The sequence below is a fragment of the Desulforhopalus singaporensis genome (assembly GCF_900104445.1).
GTDB lineage: Bacteria > Desulfobacterota > Desulfobulbia > Desulfobulbales > Desulfocapsaceae > Desulforhopalus_A > Desulforhopalus_A singaporensis.
On the sequence record NZ_FNJI01000032.1, the window covers coordinates 1 to 19081 of the forward strand.

Below are 19081 nucleotides of genomic sequence, written 5' to 3' on the forward strand. Positions count from 1 at the left end.
GGAGCGCTTCATCCGGCGTCAGCTCCCATGTACCTTCAGGGCCAACAACCACGGTGCCGACCGACTCGCCGTCGATGATCACATCGATCGTCGATCCGGGCTCTCCGGTGCCTTCGAAGGTCGGCTTGCCGTCGTCGGTTATATTGTTTATCTCGTCGATGGGCCCTTTCTCGTCACCCACATCGTCGGTTATGATCACGTCAGACGGTGCGTCGGGGGCGTTACGGTCAAGGTAAACCGGGTAGGCGCCGGTCTCGTCGCTGGACTGGCCGGTCGCGGTATTGACAGCTTTTGCCGTCAGGTCCTTGAGGCCGTCCTCGCCGAGATCGGAGGTCGTGATAGACCATCGCCCATTATCGCCGACAACTGCCTGTCCAACCTCTTCACCGTTACTGTACAGGTAGATGGTGGAACCCGCCTCACCCCTACCTGCTACAGTCAGTGTGGTATCGTTGGTGACGTCATTTTTTTCCAGGTAACCAACATTGGGCACAAAGTCATCGGCAACCGTTTCGATGGAAGGTACGACAATCGGCTCGATTTCTACGGTAAACTGCCAACCGTCGCTTTCCTCCCCTTTGTTTCCTGCCTTATCCACAGGCACATTTGTAAAAACATGATCCCCGTCACGGAGTTCGGCGTCAGGCTCAAAACTCCAATTTCCGTCCTCATCGACCTTTGCGGTACCCAGCAGGGTCTTAACGCCGTTATACTCATCCCAGATCTCGACTCTGTCCGTATCGGCGTCTGCGACCCCGGAATAGGTAGGGGTCCTATCATCAGTTACACTACCGTTTTCGATCGTTCCCTGTTGCTCGCCGGCATTGTCCACCAGGTCCCAGCCAGTGGTTGCACCAGGGGGTGTTGTATCGATTGTAATGGTAAAATCGCCAGACTTGTCACTCTCGTTTCCGGCCTCATCCTTGACAGTGGTGGAAAAAGAATGATCTCCTTCCGATAGATCTTCGTCCGGGGTGAAACTCCAGCTGCCGTCCGGATTTACGACAACACCTTCGGCAATAAGCTCGTCTCCATCATACACATTGATAGTTGAGCCGGGCTCCGCTCCTTCACCGCTGATCGTAGGTTTGGTATCATCAGTGACACCATTGTTTTCCACATTTCCTACCGTATCTCCGACATCATCTATCGCCGTGCCGATTTCAGCCGGCGGCGGAGCTGTCTGGTCAACCGTCAATTCAAAGGTTTCATCCACCGAGTTTCCGGCGGGGTTGGTCGCTGTTACAGTATAGGTGTGGTCTCCATCAGCCTGCTCCGGCAACTGCAGAATCCAGCTGCCATTCTTGTCTACAGTTACCTCTCCCTGAATCACTCCATTTTCATCCGTGACCGTGATGGTGGACCCTGGAGTTCCCTTACCGACAAGTTGTACGGCGTTGTCATCTGTGACGCTTCCACTGTAGACATCGCCAACGACTTTACCGAAATCATCAATCGCTTTTGTTACAGAGAGCTCAACAGGCTTTGTATCCACCACAAACGAAATTGAAGAATCCCCGTCGACAACATTACCCTCCGGATCGACCGTCTTGACAGTAAGGGAGTGGTTTCCGTCAGGAAGCTCAACCTTGGGGGTGAAAGTCCACGTACCATCGTCTCCGACCTTAGCCGTACCAAGTAATTTGCCGTTATCATAAATCGCGACGACAGATCCCGGTTCGCCATTACCGTTAAGAGTCGGTGTGTTATCGTCAGTAGTATCGCCGTTCTTGATCGTGCCAGTACGTTGACCGACGTTGTCGCTCACGTCGCCTATCGCCGGCTTGGTAAGATATTTATATTCAGTATTGGTATTGGTTTCAGTTACCGTCTCAGTTACGACCTCAGGCTCCGGCGTGGACTCGTCGCCAACCGCATATCCGGCACCAAAACCGGCTCCGGCAGCACCCCCGAAAAGCAGTAGAGGCAGCAACCATGCAGCATACTCACCACCACCCTCCTGCACCAGCAACGGTTCTACACTGGCTAGTTCATAAAATCCTTCCAGAAGGCTTCCCTGCTCATTGATACCGACAAACCACAAACTACCCTGATCATCCTGCAGCACCAGGTCACTTCGCACCCCGTCCTGTTCCAAGAAAAAATCTCGTAAAATATAAACCGTACCGTCCTGTGCAACGATAGTCAGATCATTACCATCCCTGGATACACTTTTTATATCCTCACGGTTAAGAGGCAACTGAACAACTGAAGCGCCATCCAGCTTAATTGCATTTTCGCTCCCGCTATAAAAGCCCATCTCATTACTACTATGCGAAAATTTTCCGGTTACAATAATCATTTTTTGTTCAACCATTTTGTTCTCCAAATAATCAACGAGCAAACATCAAAGCAAATTTCCAGAGTTTGGATGCCAAATCTCCATTTGACCACGTAACGACATCAATTCTTTACGATAAAAAAGTACACCAACTGCTTTGACACCTATTTGAGTGTGGTCAAATCCGAAACCAGTATAATTACTCTTGAGATCATTTGGCAACCAATCAACAAAAACCTTACCAAATGTTTACTTCTGTTAGAAAATGAAATTAACCAGGTTGCTATATTAGTTTTTAAAATTACGTTCGACTGCTAACTCAAGGATCATACCAGCTGGAATTTTCTTGCAAGCTTACACATATCGAAAAGCCTGCCGACAGAACTCTCAATGAGAGCTTTTGTCCGAAGAGGAAGCAACATTGTTGCAATATTGGAAACATATAACAACAGACAGGGCAAGGCCACATGCTGCGTTACACATTGTAATCACAGCATATAACTAACACAAAAACCGTCAGAGGAACTGATACCACTCCATTTTTATTGGCATCATCGCACATGCGCGGAAATTACAAAGATAACATACGTGACAGACAAATCTATGGAAATGGTTGACAATCTGCACCCTGATACAGCAGCAACAAGAAATATATTATTGCTAATTACATGGATCAATATACGGTTAGGCCGTATCATTTTCATGTTACACTATATCCATTTAATCAAAAAATTTAATATAATATTTTTTAAAAAGACAATCGTCGATATATATTTGTCAGGCATAAGTGATATGAACAATCGTCAGCTATTACCAAAGTGCAGTTTCGCCAACCTGCATCACAACCAGCCATGATCTGACTATAGCCTTGAATCTTCGTTCTTCATATGACATAAGATATTGATTACAAAGAATATTTTTTTTGCATATTGCCAGGAGACAAATAATGGACTTCCAGGTATCTTTCGCGTGGGGTAATTACGGTGGAAGAAGACTTCCGCACGACATTTACTTGTCCATGTCAACCATGCCGTGGGGATGTTTTCCGCTTACCACTACGTGCAATAATATTGCTTAAATTTCAATCAGTAATGCTTTATCGGCTTGAAATTGATATTGATTTTGCGAGGGAGGGGAAGCAGCAATGAGGCGATCGTTGTCAAGAAATGAAAACTCCAGGTGGGCAGAGGCTTTGCGGCAGCTCGGAAAAAAATGAAGAGGGTGTTTGCAGGCAACATTCCACGACAGCTCAATGTTCGCCTCCCTGTAATCGACAAGCCATCCAAGCTGCCATTTATAATTATGGAAAGAGTGTATGTTGCCATGCACACCACCGGTGATAGCCCCGCAATATTGCAAAGTTACACCACAAAAACCAACCAGAAAAGCATAAGCGCGAGCCCGACAACCATGAACAATCACCTTTGCAGTGTTTCATGAAAAGGCAGATATGGGTTCAGGCGGCAACAACTTCCTGACAAGAGTCACTTCAGGGGAACCACAATGAAAAAGAAAGATCTCACCGGAGAACTTACCGACGACAAGCATGGGGTCGGTTCATTTGGATTTTAGCGGAATTGATCGAATTTTCCCGTCTTTTTTACCGTCCAGGACTTCACTTCTCTCCGGCAGTTTATCCCTTGGTACAACCTCATCAACGGCAATGTTCAGATTTTCGATAATAATTCCGGTATACCTTTGGATGGTGTCGCAGATGTACTTTCTCAGATCTTCCAGGATCGAGTTGAATGTTTTTCCATAGGTGATTATAATATCAAGGGAAATTGAATACCCCGATGGATGCACCTTGATTTTCACTTTTTTTACCTGAATTTCATCGTCATACTCATCGATGCAGTGAAAAATCATCTGGGTGAGGGCGGCTTCCGTTATGGTAACGTTTCCTTCCGATCGTCCCTCATCATGAAAATCAGGCTGTACGATGGATTTTTCAAAAAAGCGGGATTTTTTTTCTCCCTCCTTGCGCTTGTCCCAACTAAAGAAGATACGGATTGAATCCGAGAGAATCTGGGCATAATCCCTCTTGACTTCGATCGCCGGCACGGGAATAACGTGCTTGCCCTCTTCAAAGCGGGATTTTATCGCATCCTCAATATCTTTCTTGCTTGCAATCTCTTCGATGCGGATATACTGACTTATCGGCGGAAGTCCAAGCCGATCGGCGACCCGCTCAACCATCTTTCTCGACGTTCCGAGCAACAGCACCTTTTTAACTTTTTGCTCCTTGAGGGCCTGGACAATCCCCTCCTGATGATGCTGATCAGAGAAAAGTGCTGTTTTTATGGCGCTAAGATACAGCTTCTCCTGTTTTGCCGATCTCCCCGCAATGATGGTGTCACCATGAATCAGCAGTCCGTCATCGATGATATGAGGAATATCGAGTTTTTCCGCAAGCAGTTTCGCCCTGAAACTCTTCCCGGTTCCGCTCTTGCCCACCAGAGCATATACGGTGATCCCCTTCCACTTCCCCTTTACCCGGCTAAAAAAATTATAAATCTCTTTACCGGTAAGATAGACCCACTGGTGGTCAGTGCTATTTTTCGTTTCGTCCATATTTTTTGTCGAGTATTTTTATATGCTCTGATTGTAATGACTTGCCAGAAAAGTTGTCAAGATCAGAATTGTCGATTCAGCGGTGGTTCGTATCATCAGTATACTATTCAATTCAAAAATCTTCTATTTTTCTCCCCTTGCGCACATGTTCGCCAACTCTTTCAACACAGTTCGTCACCCCTTTCATCATTGACAGCAGATCATGGAAAGCCGGGTCCTCCTCCCCCAGTTCCTGTTCGGACCAGTTGAGCATGGCAAGCCCGTGGTCCAGATATTCCCGCAGTTCCTTGTACAGGATCTTTCTCTTTTCATGCTTTTTCTTCTCTTTCTCGATCAACGGGAGAATCCGCTCAATGGAATACTCCACCAGAGCATCCCTTGGAGTATCGTACTGCATAGACACGTTTTCAAGGTTTTCCAGGGTTTTTCTCGATATGACAAAGGTCTTGGGTACACGATGAGACCGTTCATCAAACGTCTCAAACCCCTCTGCTATCAACGCCAGTGCCCGGGTGTCCTCTATCAGATGATCGAACAGGGATTTCTGCTTTATGCCCAGCTGACTTGCCAGCACACTCAAGGCACTTATCGACCGTTCCGACAGCTTGAAGGTCGTTCTCACAGATTGCCTGCCGCGCAGATCGGCTGTTGATTTTTCAGTAATTTCCAGTTGAACAAAGCCCTTACGTCTCTCCATGTTTCACCTCCTTTGACCTGCTTACCCCAAGACACTATTACCTATACATACAACACACAAAAAGTAATATTCCTATATTGACTTCTTAATTTTTATTATTACCATTTTCGCTACAAAGGTAAACGAAGAACTTTCAGCAGCAACTGGAGATTACCAGAAGAAACCACAAACAGTAACAGGAGAACGTTATGAACATCGTACGCTATAACCCCAACCGCAGGATAACCAGCCCGTTAAATAACGGATCAACTCTTTTTGATGATTTTTTCGATGATTTCCTTACCCCGGCTTTCTGGACACAGAACAAAAATACTCTGCGTAACTCCAAGGAGTTGAAGGTGGATATCTACGAAAAGGATAATCACATCGTCATTGACGCCGAGCTTCCCGGGGTGGAAAAAGACGATATTTCCGTCGATGTAAAAAGCAAGCTCATCACCCTTACAGCCGAAAGAAAAAGCAATGAAGAGGTGACTGACAACAACTACTACAGAAAAGAGACTCGCTACGGCACATTCAAGAGGAGCTTCAACCTGCCGTTTGAGATAGAAACCGACAATGTCGAAGCCAATTTCAAAAACGGCATACTCAGGCTGACGATCACCAGACCGGAGAAACAGCTCCCCAAAAAAATAGCGATAAACTAAGAGATCAGCCACAGGAGCCCTTTCTACACAGCACCACAGGAGGTGGCAGTAAACTGCCACCTCCTGCTTTTCCCTGCCGACACCTGTCCGGCAATCGGGATGTTCCTCTTTGCGACAGCCAGGTTCCAGTCAACCTTTCCAACTCCACCAAGAGACAGAATTTGCCTGGCTTTCTCATTTTCATTGGTGTAACCTGCTTGTCTGTTAATGTTTACACAATGGGAATATACTGCTTTTGTCGATTATGTTTGCAAAACTCACCGCTCTTTATGACTTCGTCGACCAGACCGTCCAGACTGTACACGACCGGTACCCCACCGAGGTGAAGTGCCGGCCAGGCTGTGCCGACTGCTGTCACGCACTTTTTGACATATCGTTCATCGAGGCCGCCCGCCTTGCCGCATTTCTTGTCGAACATAAAGAAATCATAACAGAGCAGCGACAGCGGGCGAACGAGGCCGCCTGCCAGTTCGAACGATTGATGACAGAGAACAGTGATCCATCAACCGCCAGGGTCAGATGCCCCCTGCTCTCCGACAGCAATCTTTGTCTCGCCCATGAGGTCAGGCCTATAAATTGCCGGACTTACGGAACTCCCACTGAGATTGACGGCAAAGCTCATGTCTGCGGCCTTTCCGGATTTACCGGCAGTACTCACTACCCCACGGTCAAGCTGGAACCACTTCAGCAGAGTCTTACCTCCTATTCAAAAGAGCTGGTCGGTCCCACCTTTGGTGCCCGCCGTTTTCCGATTGCCTGGGTAATACTGAAGACCAGTTTTTTTCTTCCCTCTTCCTGACCCAGCCGCATCATCAACCAACCGGAGTCGACAATGATAAAAACCTTTTTTCTCCATGGCCTCGAATCGTCGGGTAAGGGTACCAAAGGACAATTTTTCGCGAGCAATTACCCCAAAATCAAGTGCCCCGATTTCACCGGCAACCTTGACAACCGATTGCAGCAACTTGAATCAATGTCAAAAGGATACCGCGAACTTCAGTTCGTCGGCTCAAGCTTCGGTGGCCTTATGGCCGTGTGCTTCGCCCTGAATTGTCCGCAAAAGGTTAAAAAACTGATCCTGCTCGCCCCCGCCTTAAATTTTGGCGGCTTCACTCCCCCCGCACGGAAAATCCTGGTGCCGACGTATGTGGTCATTGGAAAAAATGATAACGTCACCCCCGTTGATCCGGTAATCCAACTGGCTGAAGCTACTTTTTCAGACCTCACGGTAGAAATTGTCAACGACGATCACATGCTCCACAAGACCTTTGAAAAACTTGCCTGGGATAAACTCATAGGCGGCTAAGCCCCGTCGTTGAGGCCGGGGGCTCTTGGGCTCAACGCCCCCGGAAACAGTTGCACCAGCAGTACGCCTTGCACTATTGAGTTTGTGTTTTTCCCCTATTATCCGATAGCTGATGCACCGGATATCCTATTGTCATCGGTAATCTGCTGTATTAAAGTATACACAGATCAGGAAGTTACATTCTCTTTTAGTCATGTTGATAAAGCTATGGACAAACATCTGCTGGTTACAATTAGTGACGACTGCCAGAACCTCTCGGGAGTCAAGTTTCTTTCCTCTTTCTTCGACAAGCTCTCACGACACCAGCTGACTCTGCTGCATATCTGTCGGATCGATAACACGGAAATGGAAAAAGAGCTTCTGGATATGTGGCAGGATCCGGACCGTAACGGCATAAATGCGCTGACGCCTGGCGGGAAACGGGCGATAACCAGAGCAAGAAAGATTATCCGACAGTCAAAGATGTCTATTGCATCGCTCAAGACAAAGGCGGTAAAGGAGAAATACGGTAAAGTCAAAGACATTCTCACAGAAGGATCAAAGGGACTCTACGACGCAATCGTGCTTGGCAGGCGGGCGTCATACACCTTGCAGTGGCTTTTTGAACGTCCGGCGGAAGAAACACCCCATGCAATGATCAAAGACAGTTGCTTTACCACGCCGCTCTGGGTCTGTCCTGAACCGGACGTGGACCGAAGAGACGTCCTGGTGGCAATTGACGGGTCCGAACACAGTTTCCGGGCGGTGGACCATGTCGGCTACATGTTGTCGCATCAGAAACAGCACCGAATTACCCTTTTGCATCTTGAGAACAGTGCGATCAGCGACGTCCGATCCCTTTTCCAGCGCGCCGACAGGATCCTGCACGAACACGGCATCAACGATGAACGCATATCCCATCGGAGCTACTGGAGCATCTCGATTCCCGGCGCAATCCTGACCCTGACCGAACAAGAGAAGTATGCCGCTGTTGCCGTTGGCCAGCACGGCATAGAGCGCAATAAACTCAAAGAATATAATCTTTCGGGAGGAACCACCGCAAAGCTGGTCGCAAGAATAGAAAAGACCTCCCTCTGGTGCTGCCCCTGACCCGGGTGGATTCCGATATCAGCTGAGCAGCAGCGAGTCCATGGCCAGCTCCTCCCCCTGCGCCTGATAGAACTGGGTCAGCAGATCCTTGACGGTAAGTCCTTCCTTCTCTTTTCCCCGCAGATCAAGGAGTATCCTGCCCTGGTGCAGCATAATCAGCCTGTTACCGAAACTGATGGCATGCTTCATATTGTGGGTGATCATCAGGGTGGTCACTTTGATGGAAGAAACTATTTCCTGGGTAAGGTTGAGTATCTGGTTGGCGGTTTTCGGATCAAGCGCCGCTATATGTTCATCAAGAAGCAGCACTTCCGGCCTGATCATCGTCGCCATCAGCATGGTGAGTGCCTGGCGCTGGCCGCCGGACAACAACCCGACCTTGTCGAGCAGCCGGTCCTCAAGTCCCAGCCCCAGTTTTTGCAGCTGCTCCCTAAAATAATCTCGATCGCTTTTTTTCACGCCCCTTCCTAACCCTCTTTTTTTCCCTCTTAAACGGGCAAGAGCCATATTCTGCTCAATGGTCGCCGAGGGACAGGTACCCAGGAGCGGGTCCTGAAAGACCCGGGAAATAAGACGTGCGCGTTTATATTCGGGCCAGCCGGTAACATCGGTACCACCTATGCGTATTGAGCCCGAATCTGGGAAAAATACACCGGCGATACAGTTGAGAAGCGTTGATTTTCCAGCACCGTTTGAGCCGATTACCGAAACGAAGTCCCCTTCGGATATCTCCAGGTTGATGGAGTTCAGCGCGAAGACCTCGTTCACACTCCCCTTGTGAAAATATTTTATTATATCCGTTAAGCTTATCACCGTTGGATCAGCCTCTTTTTGAGGTTTGGAGCAATGAGCGCCCCGATGACCAGAATCGCCGTTATCAGGTTCAAGTCGCTGGGATTAAATCGAAAATCGCCAAATTCCAGCCCAAGGGCCAACGCTATTGCCAGTCGATATACGATGGAGCCAAGCAGTGCCGCAATAAACGCCCGGGCCATGGTTGTACAGCCGAAAACAGTTTCACCTATGATAACCGAAGCCAGCCCGGCAACAATTGTGCCTATTCCCATGCCCACATCGGCGGCACCCTGGTTCTGTGCGACCAGGGCGCCGCTCAGGGCCACGAGTCCGTTGGAAAGCCCCACACCGAGGATGATGATGGTGTGGGTGTTCACTCCAAGGGAACGGATCATTTGTGGATTATCACCGGTTGCAAGGATCGCCTGACCGATTTCGGTCGACAGGAACCAGATGGTACAGAGCAGTACCAGCAAAGCAAACAGGCCAAAAACTATGAGGCCGGCCAGATGGCTCGGAACTCCCAGCCTGATAACCGAATCAAAGACAGTATCGACGCCCAAAAGTGCAATATTGGGTCCGGACATGATTCGGATATTGATCGAATAGAGCGCGATCATGGTCAGGATAGAGGCCAGCAGGTGGAGAATTTTGAACTTGGTGTTCAACAAAGCCGTCACCATGCCCGCCACAAAACCGCCGGCCAAAGCAAGCAGCAGCGACAGGTAGGGGTTTACCCCGCTGGTAATGGCAACAGCCGAGATCGATGCGCCGAGCGGCAGGCTGCCGTCGACGGTCAAATCCGGAAAATCGAGAATGCGAAAAGTGAGGTACACCCCAATAACCATAATGCCGTAGACAAGTCCCTGCTCTACGGCGCCAAGCGCTGCATATAAAGTCATATCCGTCTGACACCTTTATTGGTAGATCTTCGTAGCCTTGTTCAGCAGGGCCTGCGGCGGAGTCAATCCCATCTGTTTTGAAAACGGTACGTTTATATGCAGCTGCAACTCTTCCTGAAACTGAACAGGAATATCCTCAGGCCTGGTCCCGTTTAAGATTTTCTCCGCCACGGCACCTGTCTGGTAGCCATGTTTGTAGTAATCAAATCCCATTGCGGCAACGGCTCCGCGCTTGACCGAGTCGACATCTGCGGCGAAAATCGGCAGCTTATTCTGAACGCCGACCTTGAGCACCGATTCCAGGGCGGAGATGATGGTGTTGTCGGTGGGAATGAAAACCGCGTCCGCCCGGCCGACGAGGCTCTTTGCGGCCTGGTAGACATCCGCAGTTTTGGCAGCGGTGGCCTCCACCGTCTGGAAACCGAGTTTGTCGCGCAGTTGGTTGATCTCACCGATAATGGCTTTTGAGTTTGCCTCCCCTGCGTTGTAAAGCAGCCCCAGCGTCTTGATCCTGTCACTGTATGAGAGCACCATCTTGATATGTTCCTCCACCGGCAGCAGATCGGAGACGCCGGTGATACCGCCACCGGGCTTATTAAGATCCTTGACTAAACCTGCCGCAACCGGGTCGGTTACCGCAGTAAACAGAAGCGGACGCTTCAGATCCTCTGGGGCTTTGCTCAGTGCCTGGGCACAGGTCTGCGCTGATGGGGTCGCAATCGCCATCATAATATCAGCTTTTTCGCCCACCATCTGCTGGGCAATCTGCGTCGCGGTTCCCATATTGGCTTGGGCGTTATGCACTTTATAGGTCACCTCTACTCCCTTGTCCCTGAGGTAATCCTGGAATCCTTTCAACACCGCGTCAAGAGCCGGGTGTTCGACAAACTGACTGACCGATATGGTCGCCGAATAACCGGCAATGGCCTGCATCAGGAAAAAAAAGGCCGCCACCAATGACAAAGATAGTTTTTTCATGCAAAAGCTCCTTGATCTGTATGTCTTTCTTCTGTCCTCGCGTCACATGAACAAATAAACCCACTCGACTTCTAGCCGATTATCGTTCTCAGGTCAACGACGGTTTTTAGGACCGGTCACGGGAATAACGGCCAGCCACCAGCTTCAGAAGCTGTCCTTGAGTTTGCGCAGTGCAGTAAAAACCGCAACCGGATCACGATTTTCGAGGAAAAGGTTCTTCGCCACCTGTTCGACCGCATCGACAAGCCGGCACCGGAGAAACGGATTGGTGGCAAATTCGACCGCAAGTGTTGCCGGACACGTCGGCTGATTGTCATCCCTTCTTGCCCTAGTCAACTCAGCGCGTCGTGCTACTTGCTCATTTTCCGGTTCAACGAACTGAGCGAATCTGAGATTTTGCAGGGTGTATTCATGTCCGAAATAAATTTCGGTATCAGCCGGAACATTCTCCGTCAACCGGACAAGGGAACTATACATCTGGGAGGGACTGCCTTCGAACAACCGTCCGCAACCGGCGCCGAAAAGAGTATCTCCGGTAAAAAGAGTGTTCCCGATATGCAGGCAGACAGAATCACTTGTGTGCCCCGGGGTGTAAAACACACGGCCCCGGCAGTTGCCCACCACAACCTCGTTGTTATCACCCACAGTATGGTTCACCTCCTTGATTCTCGGTTCTCTCCCGCCATACCCGTACACCTTAATCGCTTGATTTTCAACACAGAACTCTTCCAGACCTCCTATATGATCGGCATGGTGATGAGTGCAAAAAACAGCAGTCGGGGTCACTTCAAGGTTTTCAAGGACCTTGCGAACCGGATAGTACTCCGCAGGGTCAATCACTGCTGCCTCGCCGGTCTGTTCGCATACCAGCACATAGGCATAATTATCAAAATGACAGGGTACCGGTATTACCTTCATGGCATGCCTCCTTGCTCAAGAGCGGATATCCTCTGTAACCGTAGTTTCATCTTTTTTAAAACCCAACACTATACCAGAAACAGTAGAAACTGAGAGGAGTTCTTACAAGCAATATTTTCCCAAAGTGCAATATCAGCAGCGATGCAGCACCCTGGACAACAGGTTCCCAGGTGCCAGCACACTTCCCTGCTCTCCGGCTCTTGTCAAATGGTGTCATGCCGCAAAGCAGCCGTATAATGACAGCCTCCTGATATCACGATAAAATTAGTTCTTTTCCGAGGACAGCAAGTAGTTGAGCCATAAAAAAAACCCCGGAAGCGCATACTTTTACCGATACAATGAAAAAGTATCCGCAGCCGGGGCCGGGGGGAGGAGTAACTTTTGGTTTACCAGTTGTAACAGCCGCCGTTCATATTACCCATACCGCGCATTCCCTGTCCCTTGTGATGGGGGCCTGGGCCACCCCATTTTCCACAAGGACCTTGTCCCATGGACATCATTCCCCTGCCGATATACTGCTCGACGCCGGCGGCCTTTGCCCGCTCATAAAGGGTGGTATGCAGGTCATAGATGGCTCCTGTTATTGCGGCAACCGCCTTGGGGTCGGGATTGGCACTCCTCATCAGCGACCTTTTTTCCGCACGCTTCATAACCATCTCTTTATGCAATGCCTGGTTGTCGGCAAAAAACTTTTCAACCTTATCCCTTGTCGCCGGATCCATCTGCTGATACATCCCCTGTGCCTGCGGACAATTCGGATATCCGCCGTATCCGGCTCCCTGCCAGTTAGCGGTGGCTACCGTTGCAAGTGAAAGAGTTCCGACTATCGCTAGAGCTACAATTTTCTTTTTCATATTCAATCTCCATTGTTTTTGTTTTTCGATAACAATCCGTGTTCATTAAAGGTTGCCGGCGTCCCGGCCCCCCTGTGACAGCGTTGTCCTTTCACCTTAGACAAAGCAAGGGGTGTGCCACCTCAAAACAAAAACACTGAAGATGCTGTTTTTAGGTTCTTTTATAGGTCTACCTTTTTTTTTCAAAAACATCTCAGGCGTGCAACTTGGTAAATTTTACCCAGTCACAGGATGCAAGCAGGAAGAATTTTCCCACCTTGACCGAAGCAGCCTATCAGGGGGGAAATGCGTCTGGGAGAAGACCACGCTCAAAAGTGGATTACAAGTGATCGTTGTCTTTTTCAATGTCCCGGTGAAATACCTCGAGATCGACATCCATCTGTCTGAGCACATCTGCCAGCCAGACAGTAAGCGCCACCGAACGATGCCGACCGCCCGTGCAGCCAACCGCCAAACGCATCACTTTTTTCTGCGCGGCGATATTCTGTCTGGCCAGTAATTCCACCAGGGACCGGAGCTGCTCCTGTAATTCTTTTCCGGCCTCACTTTCAAGGACATAATCCGCGACATTCCGATCAAGACCGCTTCCGGGACGTAATTCTTTTACCCAGTAGGGGTTTGGCAGAAACCGGACGTCCAGCAACAGCTGCAGACCGGTCGGCGAACCGTATTTATAGCCAAACGAAAAAAGTACAACCCGCAGCCTCTGCTTTTTTGTCATGATACGCTTCCTGTTATTTTACCGGATATGGGAGCGACGCTATTGGCGGTGCACTCCCTCACTCATTGCACTATTTCCTGAAGAATCTGGTTCTTCGTGGTAAAACACGACGTCTGTTTGCAGGTCGCAGAAACTTCACCGCCGGATACCCCAGGGCAATGGCAGCGTACAGTTTTTCGTCGTCCACCATACCAAGCGCCCTTTGTAATCCGCGATCCCTGCGTATCGCCTCCACGGCAAACCCTATCAAACAACTGCCAAGCCCCATGCCATGCGCGGCGAGCAATATATTCTGTGTAGCCAGCAGCGCATCTTCGCCGGGGCAGCTTGCACTGTTTTTCCCTGTTATCAGAAGAACGGCTGGGGCGCCGTGGAAAAGCCGGTCCTCCCTGTGAGTCTCCCAGGCCGTGAGCGCCTCGCTGACCTGCTGACAGTAGTTGCGCCGATATCGTCCCAAGGCGTCGCCGGCAAAAATCTTCGCCGCGAGATACAGTAGCGGATTTTTCGCTTTTTTGTTGAGTCGACGGTAAAACTCACCAACCAGCGCACCAAGAAACTCAACTTCCTTGCGACCGGATGTAATGATAAATCCCCACCCCTGACTGTTGGTACCCGAAGGCGCAGTGGTACCGATCTTCACCAGGTCTGTCAATACCGCATCCGGCACATCCCGGTCCAGGTAATTCCTGCAGGATCGCCTCATTCGCATGAGTGCGACCAGCTCCTGGATCGCCATTTCCCCCTGCCACCAGCTCCCCGCTGCATCCGCCACACTGACAAGCTCTAACGCTTCAGGAACAGCCCCTATCCCGATTGCGTCTGCCGGACATACCGCACGACAGTGGCCGCAGGAAAAACATGCACTGTCATCAAAACATATCCTGTTTTCCACCAGGCTCAACGAATTGTGGGGGCAGACCCGGATACACTCCCTGCACCGGGTGCAAGCCTTCTGGTCTACCACTATCCGCTCCTTGGTCATTGTCATTTCTATTTTTCACCCGGATACCGTAATCTATTTTTTTTACTACACATTACGGACAAAAAGGTGTAGTAAGAGAGTTTTTATCCTGAGTTGGGCGACTCGTTATTTCCGAAGTGAATATACCCAGATGCTCTTCTATCTGCAAAAACTTATAACAAAGAACCGCTACCGTGAGGTGTTGCGGGTTTGTCTGCCTCTGGTGCTGAGCCTGTCCGCCACCACCATCATGGAGTTCACCGACCGGATTTTTCTGGCAAATTATTCCATCGATGCAATTTCGGCGGCACTGCCCGCCGGCATCACCTCCTACCTGTTTCTTGCTTTTTTCGGCGGAATTGGCGGTTATGTAGGAGTATTTATCGCTCAATATACAGGCAGCGGTGAACATCGCAAGATCGGTTCGATTCTTTGGCAGGGGATCTATTTTTCCATCTTTTCAGGAATTTTCATTGCGCTCGTCGCGCTCCTGGCAACCGATCAAATCTTTTCCCTCGCGGGGCACCCCCCGGAAGTGCAGGAACTGGAAAAAATCTATTTCACTGTGTTAAGTTATGGCTCGGTGCTCCATCTCTCAATGGTTACCCTGGCGACCTTTTTTTCCGGCAGGGGAATCACCAGGCCGGTTATGATCATCACCTTTATCGGGGTGATTATAAACATCCCACTGGATTACGCGTTGATCTTCGGTAAGTGGGGAATGGCCGAAATGGGCATCAAGGGAGCCGCGCTTGCCACGGTTGGTGCCTGGGCGGTAAACGTGATACTGCTTTTGCTCCTGCTCTTTACCCGCAAGAACAATCAGCAGTTCGGAGTATTGAGTAATTTTTATTTCAGGCCGAAACTTACCGCAAGGCTCCTGAGGTTCGGCGTTCCGGGCTCGGTGCAGTTCACCATGGATATCCTCGCGTTCACCTTTTTTATACTTCTTGTCGGCAGAATAGGCAAAGCCGAGCTTGCAGCGACCAATATCGTACTGTCGATCAATTCACTGGCGTTCATGCCTTCGATGGGGGCATCCCAGGGAGTCAGCGTTCTGGTTGGACAGGCGCTCGGCAGTAATTCACCGGCCCAGGCCTCAGCCTGCGTAAGGGGAAGCTCCCAACTGCTGCTTTTTTATATTCTCCTGGTCGATCTGTTCTTTCTTTTCACACCCGATCTCATCCTCGCGCCTTTCCTGCAAAATTACCACGGGACCGGAGCGGAAGGTGAAGTCCTCTATCATGCCAGGGTGTTATTGAAAATTGTCGCCGCTTACCTTTTCTTCGACGCCCTCTACATGATTTTCAGCGGCGCGCTCCGCGGGGCCGGCGACACCAGGTTCATGATGATTGCCGGTTGCTGCCTATCTCCCCTGCTGCTCATTCTACCGGTGTACTTAGGAGTGGAGTTTTACCACATTTCCATCACCGCCGCCTGGTGCTGGGTACTGGTCTTTGTAGCATCGCTTTTCACTGCGTCCGCTCTCAGATACCAATCGGGCCGGTGGAAAAAAATGCTCGTCATCGATCACTCAAAATAGACGTGAACCGGATTTTACGGCTTCACCCGCCATCAGACGCAGGAGGAGCATGGCGACTGCAATCATGCAGAACAAGAACATGACAAACCCCCGCCATCCATACTCCGCAAAGAGTAATCCGGGCAGAATTGATCCGAGGGTGCCGCCGGTATAGTAGAACGAAATATAGAGTCCGTTCGCGATTGCCTTGTTTTCCGTCGCCATCCTGTTGAGGAGCCCAGAAAGCAGCGAATGGGCGATGAACAGCCCCACACAGAAGACAAACATTGAACCAAACATCACCAGATAGTTTTCCACCAGAAAGAACAGACAGCCGGTACCGAAAATAACAATCCCGGTGGTAACCGCGTTCACAACGTTGCCAAGACGCGACACGATGCGCTTGGCATTTATCGAGACCAATAACCCCATACTGTACCCGATGTACAGAAATCCCACACCGGACTGCCCGGCTCCAGGAACGAGTTTTTTCAACTCGAAGGGCAGAAAATTCATCATCGCCGCAAAAACGAAGAACAGGCAGAAGATGCATCCATAAAGGAAAAAGAACGATCTTTTCCTGAGGATAAGGGCAATCTCGCGCAGCTTTGGCCTAGCGTAATTCATCTTGGCGTCGTGCACCATCGACTTCAGCAGGTAACTGTTGCACAGCAGCAGCAGACCGAGCACAAAGAAAAAGAAACGCCAGCCAAACAGGTCTGTGAAAATCCCGCTCAGGAAACGTCCGAGAAATCCCCCAAGGATGGTAGCGCCTATATAGTAGGCGACATTCTGCTGCACCTGTTCTTTTTCGCTGGTGTAGCTGATGTAACTGACTATCGAGGTCAGAATGGCCGGGATGATAAGTCCCTGTGCGCCGCGGATGGTGAGCAGGGCGAGATAATTATTCACCAGGGAAAAGATCAGCTCAAGGACACCAAGCAGGCCAAGAGCCCACCTGACCATAGCCCTTGCCGAAGCCGCTTCGAGAATAAAGCCGTACAGCAGCGGGGCGACACTGAGCGGAGCCATCATCAATGTGGTGAAGAGAAGAGCCTGAAGGCTGCTGAGCTGGAACTGTTCCTGGAACAGTGGCTGAATCGGCTGCGCCGCATAGAGTGAACAAAATGTTACTACAGTGGCAAAATAGATGGATTTCACCCGGCGCTCACCAGATAGACGGAATCGCTGTTCCCGGATTCATCGTTTTTATGCACAGACCTGGAGCAGATCTTTAAGTGTTTCAAGGTTAAACGGTTTGCCGATCACCCCGGAGAAACCGTATTCACGATAATTCACCATGGCGGGATCATTGGAATACCCGCTGGAGACAAACACCAGGGCGCTGTCATCCATGGCAATAATTTTACCGACGGCTTCCCGGCCACCCATCCCGCAAGGCACCGAAAGATCCATGATAACCGCGGCAAAAGGAGTGCCGCGTTCTCTGTGCAGCGCATACTCCCGTATCGCCTCCAGGCCATCGTAGACATGCACCCCCTCGAAACCGAGAAAGCCAAGCATCTGGCACGTAATCTCGCCGACCATCTCCTCATCATCCATGATAAGGATCTTTGGTTTTTGCTGTTCCACGAACTCTCTCCTCTGCCCCACGCACTGCACGACGCTGCAGTGGTGTCTCCTGTTTTTGGTGAAAATCCACAACAGTATGCTACACCTTGTACAAACAGTCAAGTATCAGAGAATGTTGCCCCCGCTAAAGGTACCGGATGCTATCCTCTCTCTCTGATCAAAAAGATCTTCTATCTCCTTTTGCCAGTACGCATGGGAACCGAATCCATCAATGGCCCTGGTCAGCCCGTCTTCTTCAACTTGATAGGCGCACCATGCCATATAATGGATAAAACGCATTGCCCTGAGGGGTTCTACCAACCTGAGACTTTTCCGGTCAAAACCCCGAAAGGTTTCGTATCCTTCCAAGAAAAGATCGAGTTCAACAAAAGCATCTTCAAGCCCGCCCGGGAGCAGCATCCAGACATCCTGTACCGGGGGCCCCACAGCCATGTCATCGAAGTCTATGACAACAAGGGACTCCCCCGGCCGCTGTATGAGGTTTGCAAAATGGCAATCGCCGTGGATCCGGATAAGCTTCTCGTTTTTAAAAAGATCTTTTATATCACCGATGATAGCCCGTATCGCCCGCTCCAGCACCGGTTTCAAATCTTTCGGCACGCATCTGGTTTTCATGAGAAATTCAAGCTGCTGCGAGGTGATCTGATCAGGACTCATCACCGGTCTATGGTGCGCGAAATCGATTTCCCCCACACAGTGCATGCGGCCGATCAGCCGGCCAAGTTCGAGCCACTGTTCATCGGTGAACTCATCGACGCTGCGTCCGCCGCACTTCGGAAAAATACAAAAACAAAAACGACCGTCAACACCAAGAGTCCTACCGTTTTTCAGCGCCAGGGGAGCAATGACCGGCAGTTCCCTCTCTGCCAGCTGCACCAGGAACCGATGTTCATCGAGTATGGCCTGCTCGGACCAGCGACCGGGACGATAAAACTTGGCGATAATTTTTTCGCCCGCTTCGTTCTCAAGTTCGAAGACCCTGTTTATGTAACTGTTCATGGGGCGAAAAAGATTCGTGTAGCGTGTCCCTGTTGCCTTTTCGACAAGGTTGAGCACCGTGTCAGGTCCAAGCGGCAGGAAATCGCCCTGCCCGGTTTTACTGCTGATATCCATCATTATCCCTGGAAGTTATATAAATATAATGTTTATCCACCATGGAGCCGGCCAACTATCCAACCGCACAAAGAGGTTGTTTTTTTTGTCCGGATTCGGCTATTTTGTCGTGTCGATAGTAGCACGTTAC

19 protein-coding genes are annotated in these 19081 nt (G+C 50.0%); 5 read left to right on the plus strand and 14 right to left on the minus strand.

The features are described from left to right. From BLQ17_RS17575 to BLQ17_RS17595, 4 genes are all read right to left on the minus strand, one after another. Positions 1-2317 (minus strand): Ig-like domain-containing protein (locus tag BLQ17_RS17575; RefSeq protein ID WP_143005537.1); only part of this gene is annotated, 2317 nt, incomplete at its 3' end. Between the two features lie 1038 nt (positions 2318-3355). Next, complete coding sequence (locus BLQ17_RS22325) at positions 3356-3703, minus strand: hypothetical protein (protein ID WP_143005538.1); 348 nt, start codon at positions 3701-3703, stop codon at positions 3356-3358. Positions 3704-3838: 135 nt separating this feature from the next. Further along, positions 3839-4855, minus strand: coding sequence for an Asp23/Gls24 family envelope stress response protein (locus BLQ17_RS17590; RefSeq protein ID WP_143005539.1), 1017 nt, complete (start codon positions 4853-4855; stop codon positions 3839-3841). A gap of 112 nt (positions 4856-4967) precedes the next feature. Further along, complete coding sequence (locus BLQ17_RS17595) at positions 4968-5552, minus strand: hypothetical protein (protein ID WP_092225244.1); 585 nt, start codon at positions 5550-5552, stop codon at positions 4968-4970. 188 nt (positions 5553-5740) lie between these two features. Between BLQ17_RS17595 and BLQ17_RS17600 the strand changes: the two genes are divergently transcribed. The 4 genes from BLQ17_RS17600 (at position 5741) to BLQ17_RS17615 (ending at position 8594) form a co-directional block, all read left to right on the plus strand. Then, a complete protein-coding gene (locus BLQ17_RS17600; protein WP_092225246.1) occupies positions 5741-6199 on the plus strand; it encodes an Hsp20/alpha crystallin family protein in 459 nt (152 codons plus the stop codon). Between the two features lie 244 nt (positions 6200-6443). After that, complete coding sequence (locus BLQ17_RS17605) at positions 6444-6998, plus strand: YkgJ family cysteine cluster protein (RefSeq protein WP_092225248.1); 555 nt, start codon at positions 6444-6446, stop codon at positions 6996-6998. A 33-nt stretch (positions 6999-7031) separates the two neighbouring features. Next, positions 7032-7505: an alpha/beta hydrolase gene (locus BLQ17_RS17610; RefSeq protein ID WP_092225250.1), complete on the plus strand. Its 474-nt coding sequence runs from the start codon at positions 7032-7034 to the stop codon at positions 7503-7505. Positions 7506-7712: 207 nt separating this feature from the next. Continuing rightward, positions 7713-8594 carry a universal stress protein gene (locus BLQ17_RS17615; protein ID WP_092225252.1) on the plus strand — a complete coding sequence of 294 codons (882 nt, stop codon included), beginning with the start codon at positions 7713-7715 and terminating at the stop codon, positions 8592-8594. An 18-nt stretch (positions 8595-8612) separates the two neighbouring features. Here the strand turns inward: BLQ17_RS17615 and BLQ17_RS17620 are convergent, their stop codons facing one another. The 7 genes from BLQ17_RS17620 to BLQ17_RS17650 all read right to left on the minus strand — a co-directional run bounded on the left by BLQ17_RS17620 (position 8613) and on the right by BLQ17_RS17650 (position 14750). Continuing rightward, the gene (locus BLQ17_RS17620) at positions 8613-9407 is read right to left on the minus strand and encodes an ABC transporter ATP-binding protein (protein ID WP_092225254.1); all 795 of its coding nucleotides are present in this window, start codon (positions 9405-9407) and stop codon (positions 8613-8615) included. Further along, on the minus strand, positions 9404-10291 hold the full coding sequence (locus BLQ17_RS17625; protein ID WP_092225256.1) for an ABC transporter permease: 888 nt from the start codon (positions 10289-10291) through the stop codon (positions 9404-9406). The genes BLQ17_RS17620 and BLQ17_RS17625 overlap by 4 nt, the downstream gene beginning before the upstream one ends. A 15-nt stretch (positions 10292-10306) precedes the next feature. Next, positions 10307-11269, minus strand: a complete 963-nt coding sequence (locus BLQ17_RS17630; RefSeq protein WP_092225258.1) for an ABC transporter substrate-binding protein — start codon at positions 11267-11269, stop codon at positions 10307-10309. A gap of 144 nt (positions 11270-11413) precedes the next feature. Further along, on the minus strand, positions 11414-12187 hold the full coding sequence (gene gloB / locus BLQ17_RS17635) for a hydroxyacylglutathione hydrolase (protein ID WP_092225260.1): 774 nt from the start codon (positions 12185-12187) through the stop codon (positions 11414-11416). Between the two features lie 386 nt (positions 12188-12573). Beyond that, positions 12574-13041 carry a periplasmic heavy metal sensor gene (locus BLQ17_RS17640; RefSeq protein WP_092225262.1) on the minus strand — a complete coding sequence of 156 codons (468 nt, stop codon included), beginning with the start codon at positions 13039-13041 and terminating at the stop codon, positions 12574-12576. Positions 13042-13360: 319 nt separating this feature from the next. Beyond that, on the minus strand, positions 13361-13762 hold the full coding sequence (locus tag BLQ17_RS17645; RefSeq protein WP_092225264.1) for a RapZ C-terminal domain-containing protein: 402 nt from the start codon (positions 13760-13762) through the stop codon (positions 13361-13363). 70 nt (positions 13763-13832) lie between these two features. Further along, a complete protein-coding gene (locus BLQ17_RS17650) occupies positions 13833-14750 on the minus strand; it encodes a nitroreductase family protein (protein ID WP_092225266.1) in 918 nt (305 codons plus the stop codon). A gap of 124 nt (positions 14751-14874) precedes the next feature. Between BLQ17_RS17650 and BLQ17_RS17655 the strand changes: the two genes are divergently transcribed. Further along, positions 14875-16266, plus strand: coding sequence for an MATE family efflux transporter (locus tag BLQ17_RS17655; protein ID WP_092225268.1), 1392 nt, complete (start codon positions 14875-14877; stop codon positions 16264-16266). Here the strand turns inward: BLQ17_RS17655 and BLQ17_RS17660 are convergent. The 3 genes from BLQ17_RS17660 to BLQ17_RS17670 all read right to left on the minus strand — a co-directional run bounded on the left by BLQ17_RS17660 (position 16258) and on the right by BLQ17_RS17670 (position 18954). Then, positions 16258-17406, minus strand: coding sequence for an MFS transporter (locus tag BLQ17_RS17660; protein ID WP_176761295.1), 1149 nt, complete (start codon positions 17404-17406; stop codon positions 16258-16260). The two genes, BLQ17_RS17655 and BLQ17_RS17660, sit on opposite strands and share 9 nt — an antisense overlap. Positions 17407-17454: 48 nt before the next feature. Further along, positions 17455-17838, minus strand: a complete 384-nt coding sequence (locus tag BLQ17_RS17665; protein WP_092225271.1) for a response regulator — start codon at positions 17836-17838, stop codon at positions 17455-17457. Between the two features lie 105 nt (positions 17839-17943). Then, the gene (locus BLQ17_RS17670) at positions 17944-18954 is read right to left on the minus strand and encodes a serine/threonine protein kinase (protein ID WP_092225273.1); all 1011 of its coding nucleotides are present in this window, start codon (positions 18952-18954) and stop codon (positions 17944-17946) included. Positions 18955-19081: the final 127 nt, after the last annotated feature.

Bases quoted from the DNA above. Each gene is read 5' to 3' on its own strand.
- BLQ17_RS17610 (WP_092225250.1), top strand. From the start codon at position 7,032: ATGATAAAAACCTTTTTTCTCCATGGCCTCGAATCGTCGGGTAAGGGT.
- BLQ17_RS17595 (WP_092225244.1), bottom strand. From the start codon at position 5,552: ATGGAGAGACGTAAGGGCTTTGTTCAACTGGAAATTACTGAAAAATCA.
- BLQ17_RS17650 (WP_092225266.1), bottom strand. From the start codon at position 14,750: ATGACAATGACCAAGGAGCGGATAGTGGTAGACCAGAAGGCTTGCACC.
- BLQ17_RS17590 (WP_143005539.1), bottom strand. From the start codon at position 4,855: ATGGACGAAACGAAAAATAGCACTGACCACCAGTGGGTCTATCTTACC.
- BLQ17_RS17625 (WP_092225256.1), bottom strand. From the start codon at position 10,291: ATGACTTTATATGCAGCGCTTGGCGCCGTAGAGCAGGGACTTGTCTAC.
- BLQ17_RS17605 (WP_092225248.1), top strand. From the start codon at position 6,444: ATGTTTGCAAAACTCACCGCTCTTTATGACTTCGTCGACCAGACCGTC.
- BLQ17_RS17645 (WP_092225264.1), bottom strand. From the start codon at position 13,762: ATGACAAAAAAGCAGAGGCTGCGGGTTGTACTTTTTTCGTTTGGCTAT.
- BLQ17_RS17615 (WP_092225252.1), top strand. From the start codon at position 7,713: ATGGACAAACATCTGCTGGTTACAATTAGTGACGACTGCCAGAACCTC.
- BLQ17_RS17640 (WP_092225262.1), bottom strand. From the start codon at position 13,041: ATGAAAAAGAAAATTGTAGCTCTAGCGATAGTCGGAACTCTTTCACTT.
- BLQ17_RS17655 (WP_092225268.1), top strand. From the start codon at position 14,875: ATGCTCTTCTATCTGCAAAAACTTATAACAAAGAACCGCTACCGTGAG.
- BLQ17_RS17600 (WP_092225246.1), top strand. From the start codon at position 5,741: ATGAACATCGTACGCTATAACCCCAACCGCAGGATAACCAGCCCGTTA.
- BLQ17_RS17670 (WP_092225273.1), bottom strand. From the start codon at position 18,954: ATGATGGATATCAGCAGTAAAACCGGGCAGGGCGATTTCCTGCCGCTT.
- gloB (WP_092225260.1), bottom strand. From the start codon at position 12,187: ATGAAGGTAATACCGGTACCCTGTCATTTTGATAATTATGCCTATGTG.
- BLQ17_RS17630 (WP_092225258.1), bottom strand. From the start codon at position 11,269: ATGAAAAAACTATCTTTGTCATTGGTGGCGGCCTTTTTTTTCCTGATG.